Below are 4308 nucleotides of genomic sequence, written 5' to 3'. Positions count from 1 at the left end.
CTGCTGCGGATCGAACTGTGTCTCTGCGCGCACCTGCGATCGAGCCTAGCAAGTTATAATTTGAACTTGATGCGAGGAATAAAACCCCCAAAACATTTTAGAAATAGGGTTTGGGGGTTTTCTGTTTTTGTTGATAGATAAATCCGGGAAACTTTGGTTCTCAAGCAATTTGGAGTTGGGTTTGAGAAAGAACATGGGTATGCGGTCAGGGAGTGCGATCGGAGTGTTAGACCGCAACTGCGGTATAATTAATATTTGTGCCGTCGCGCGCAGCTTGACAACGTGCGAAAGAACCGTGAAGACCAAACACAACGGGTCAAGACGAGTGAAAGGAGGCGACATTGGCTATACAAGAAGCATTTACCAGCGTCGCAGTAGCTGACCTTCACTCTGCACTTGCTTGGTATGAGCGTCTCATGGGACGGCAACCCGACATGATTCCCAACGATAATGAAGCTGTTTGGCAATTATCAGGAAAAGCATGGTTGTACATAATCGGTGATGCTCAGCGTGCCGGTAAGACTTTGATAACGTTTATTGTAGATGATCTTGATGGTCACGTTGCTGAGTTTAACGAACGAGGGATTTCATTTGAGTTTGTCGAAAAAGATTCAAAGATTTATCGAAGAGTAGCTGTTACCGATCCCGAAGGTAACACGTTTCAATTCACCGAACTCACAAGCGAAGACAATCAAGCCTAACTCGTCTAACAACGGCACAACAAGGCGCTGCATCCGACCGCCAGAAGCCGGTGGCGGGTGAGCTTGGTCGTTAGACATTATGCAAAAAAGCAAACACACCATCGCAGACTTAGGAGACTGACTTTTGAATAGGCTACAAAGATTAACCCTCAAAGGATTTAAGTCTATTAAGGTAATAGATATTGAGTTGCATCCTAAATATCCTGATTGGAGCAAATGGGGCAGGCAAGAGCAATTTTATCTCGTTCTTGAAGATGCTTAATGAGATGATGGCTGGACGTTTCCAACATTACTAGAGCGATCGCCCTTCAATTCAATGCGATCGCCCTTTTAGTCTTTACTATTAATTGTTTTTGTTTCTATAGTTGCTAGAATAGAAGCGAATACTAACCGAACTGCAACTCATGCTAAAAACCATCGAAGGCATTTATCAGAATGGGCAGATTCAGCTCGCCTCGCTACCACAAGATATTAGCGATCGCTCTCAAGTTCTCGTCACCTTTCTCGAACCGGGCCAAATCGATCCAATTAAACTGCGCCAACTGATCGATCGATTGGAAACAATTGCAGGTATTCAGCAAGGTTTCGAGGAACTGAATGCCGGACTTACTCGCCCCATCGAAAATTTTGTCCAAGAAATGCAGCAGAAATATGACATTTCAGGTTGAAATTACCCCGATCGCCTCTAATGAAATTGAGCAAGCCTACCGCTGGTATCGAGAGCGAAATCCTGATTTTGCCGATCGCTGGTTTCGAGGTTTGATGAATGAAATCGCAACACTCCAAGAAAAACCTCGGCGCTGTTCTTTAGCAGTTGAAAGCGAGATTTTTCCTGAAGAAGTTCGGCAGTTACTTTATGGGAAATCCAAAAATATTTACCGGGTCTTGTTTGCGATTCGAGATACTACGGTTTATGTATTGTACGTCCGCCATAGCGCTCGATCGCCCTTAACCGCAGATGACCTGGATGAACTAGAAGGTGAAGTTTAGATTTTTCATGAACTCATCTTAGCCGTTATACATCGATCGCCCTTTTAGTCTTTACTCTTAACTGTTCTTGTTTCTATACTTGCCAGGAATAAGCAATAATAGATAAGATGCCATTTTAATTCTAAGAGTGTGCTAGCCATGACTGAGTTACTGGAGCGTGCGATCGCTAAATTAAAAACCTTGCCTGCCAGCGAGCAAGATGCGATCGCCTCAATGATTTTGGAAGAACTTCAAGACGATCTAAAATGGGATCGAGCATTTGCGAATTCTCCCGATGTTCTTGCTAAACTTGCAGCCTCCGCAATGGCTGAGTATGCAGAACTCAGACCTATTTCTAGCAGCAAGCAATTACGACCATTTGGTTTGTGTGCAGGCGAGTTTACCGTTCCAGATGATTTCGATGCTCCTTTACCGGAAGATATCCTCAGTGCATTTGAAGGTAAATGAAGATTTTGCTAGATACGCACATCTTTTTATGGTTCATCAGTGGTGACATCAAGTTATCAACAGATGTTCGAGATGCAATTCGCGATCCAGATAATGAGGTCTATTTGAGTGCAGTTTCAGTCTGGGAAGCAATTGTCAAGTATCAGTTGGGTAAGTTACCTCTGCCGGAACATCCCGAAACATATTTACCCAAACAGCGCGATCTTCATCAAATTGTCAGTCTTTCTCTTGATGAAAGTAGCGTAGCTCAACTGGCTAAACTGCCACCATTACATCGCGATCCATTTGACAGAATGCTTATCTGTCAAGCTTTGCAGAATGGTATGACTATTGCGACAGTAGATGGAGCAATTCGTGCCTACTCAGTCAGCGTTATGTAGCAGTGTAAGTGAGCGTGTCAGCAAGTGATTTCTGGTATGATATCCATATCGATCGGATATTATAGCTATGAGAGATTGCTCATGAAGATTAAGGCGATTATCTGGCAAGAAGATGGCGTATGGTGTGGCTCCGTTCCAGCACTTCCAGGTTGTCACACATGGGGAGAGAGTTACGAACAGTTGTTAGAGATGCTGGAAGATGCTGTTCAGGGTTGGCTGGAAGTCGCCAGTCAGCAAAATGAACTTGCGCCCGATAAACAGTTAATTGAGTTATCTCTATGAAATCTGTTTCTGGCAAAGCACTCTGCAAAATTGTTGAGCGATCTGGTTGGGAGCTAAAAAGAATCACTGGTAGCCATCATATCTACGCAAAAGAGGATGTTACAGTTATTCTCTCTATTCCTGTGCATAGCAATCGAGACTTACCTACTGGAATCTTAAGAAGTCTTCTCAAGGATGCTGGGATTACGGAGGAATATCTGTAACAGTATCCTGCAATTCATTGCGTTAGCGAAGCCCTCGAAGAGGATCGCCCTTTTAGTTTCTAGCGTTATTTTTCTAGGGAAAGTGCGATCGCTCTTTGCTATAATTTGAGATAATCGATCGCAAATTGAAAACATGACAACTGTAGCAATCTTACCAATCTCTAATGACAGCGGTGGGAATTCGTATCGTGCCATTGCAGGGAATCAGCAATCAGTTGGCAAAACTGCGGGACAAGCCCTAGATGCGCTCACCGCTCAGTTAGGTGAAACAGAGTTCAGTGCTTTACTGGTTATTCAAAGCTTTTCTCCCGATCAATTTTTCAGTACCGAGCAACAAAAACGTTTATCAGAGTTGATGAATTTGTGGCGAGAAACACGAGATATAGGAACAGTATTGCTGCCAGAACAACAAGCAGAACTAGATACTTTAGTTGAGACTGAACTTAGAGCAGCAACAGCCCGAACAGCGGCTATCATTCAACAAGTTAGTCAATGAATCCTTACTACACTGCAATTGCTTCACGAGCTAACCATCGCTGCTAGTATTGCCATGCACCTGAGCTAATCTTCAATTTTAAGTTTGAGGTGGAGCATATCATCCCGATTTCTCGTCGAGGTGTAGATAACGAAGTGAATCTAGCACTTGCCTGTCGCTCCTGCAATCTTCGTAAAGGAACCCGCATCAGTGGCATTGATCCCGATTCTAATACTGAAGTTCATTTTTTTCATCCAAGACAGGAGCTGTGGAGCGATCATTTTCAGGTAGATAGTGAATCTGGGATGGTGACGGGAATTACTTCAATTGGAAAAGTGACTGTAGAATATTTGGAGATGAACAGTTCAGCTCAAGTAGCAGCACGACAATTGTGGATTCGTTTAGGATTGTTCCCGTAGCACTGATTCTTCAACTTCATCATTAACTCACAATACTCAATACCTAATACTTCATGCCCTTCAATTCGGTACGATCGCCGAACATGATTTTGGCAGAACTTCAAGACGATCTAAAATGCGATCGAGCATTTGCTAGTTTTCCCGATGTTCTTGGCGTTACTTGCAGATAGGTTATACTTAAAGGTGTTGCGTTTTGCTGAAAAATCAAGCTCTTTAAGTTTAACTTTATGAAAACGTTCACTGCGGTTGTTGAGAAAGACCATGAAACTGCTTTGTATGTAGGCTATATTCCCGGTTTTCGTGGAGCGCATTCTCAAGCAGAAACTTTAGACGAGCTACAAGCGAACCTGTGTGAAGTAATAGACTTGAATTGCATAAGTCTTTGATTGATACAGAAACCGCAGATGTCAG

At 43.2% G+C, this 4308-nt stretch carries 10 protein-coding genes and 1 pseudogene; all 11 read left to right on the top strand.

What is annotated here, in order from left to right:
* Positions 1–341: 341 nt before the first annotated feature.
* Positions 342–701 (top strand): VOC family protein, encoded by a 360-nt coding sequence (locus tag QT974_RS31815; protein ID WP_333472365.1) that lies wholly within the window; start codon positions 342–344, stop codon positions 699–701.
* 182 nt (positions 702–883) lie between these two features.
* On the top strand, positions 884–997 hold the full coding sequence (locus QT974_RS31810) for an AAA family ATPase (protein ID WP_333472364.1): 114 nt from the start codon (positions 884–886) through the stop codon (positions 995–997).
* Between the two features lie 108 nt (positions 998–1105).
* Complete coding sequence (locus QT974_RS31805) at positions 1106–1369, top strand: hypothetical protein (protein WP_333472363.1); 264 nt, start codon at positions 1106–1108, stop codon at positions 1367–1369.
* Complete coding sequence (locus tag QT974_RS31800; protein WP_333472362.1) at positions 1353–1691, top strand: type II toxin-antitoxin system RelE/ParE family toxin; 339 nt, start codon at positions 1353–1355, stop codon at positions 1689–1691. Before QT974_RS31805 ends, QT974_RS31800 begins: the two co-directional genes overlap by 17 nt.
* 138 nt (positions 1692–1829) lie before the next feature.
* Positions 1830–2138: a hypothetical protein gene (locus tag QT974_RS31795; RefSeq protein WP_333472361.1), complete on the top strand. Its 309-nt coding sequence runs from the start codon at positions 1830–1832 to the stop codon at positions 2136–2138.
* On the top strand, positions 2135–2518 hold the full coding sequence (locus QT974_RS31790; protein ID WP_333472360.1) for a type II toxin-antitoxin system VapC family toxin: 384 nt from the start codon (positions 2135–2137) through the stop codon (positions 2516–2518). The genes QT974_RS31795 and QT974_RS31790 overlap by 4 nt, the downstream gene beginning before the upstream one ends.
* A gap of 81 nt (positions 2519–2599) precedes the next feature.
* Positions 2600–2800, top strand: coding sequence for a type II toxin-antitoxin system HicB family antitoxin (locus QT974_RS31785; protein ID WP_106146251.1), 201 nt, complete (start codon positions 2600–2602; stop codon positions 2798–2800).
* The gene (locus tag QT974_RS31780) at positions 2797–3003 is read left to right on the top strand and encodes a type II toxin-antitoxin system HicA family toxin (RefSeq protein ID WP_333472359.1); all 207 of its coding nucleotides are present in this window, start codon (positions 2797–2799) and stop codon (positions 3001–3003) included. The genes QT974_RS31785 and QT974_RS31780 overlap by 4 nt, the downstream gene beginning before the upstream one ends.
* A 133-nt stretch (positions 3004–3136) precedes the next feature.
* Positions 3137–3499 (top strand): hypothetical protein, encoded by a 363-nt coding sequence (locus QT974_RS31775; protein ID WP_333472358.1) that lies wholly within the window; start codon positions 3137–3139, stop codon positions 3497–3499.
* A gap of 59 nt (positions 3500–3558) precedes the next feature.
* Positions 3559–3897: pseudogene (locus QT974_RS31770) on the top strand (HNH endonuclease); the annotation flags it as partial.
* 227 nt (positions 3898–4124) lie between these two features.
* A complete protein-coding gene (locus QT974_RS31765; RefSeq protein ID WP_333472357.1) occupies positions 4125–4283 on the top strand; it encodes a type II toxin-antitoxin system HicB family antitoxin in 159 nt (52 codons plus the stop codon).
* Positions 4284–4308 lie beyond the last annotated feature (25 nt).

The sequence above is a fragment of the Microcoleus sp. BM001215392 genome (genome assembly GCF_036700185.1).
Classification (GTDB): Bacteria; Cyanobacteriota; Cyanobacteriia; order Cyanobacteriales; family Microcoleaceae; genus Microcoleus.
The sequence above is the reverse complement of the archived record's forward strand: the minus strand, read 5'-3'. Positions and strand labels throughout refer to the sequence as shown.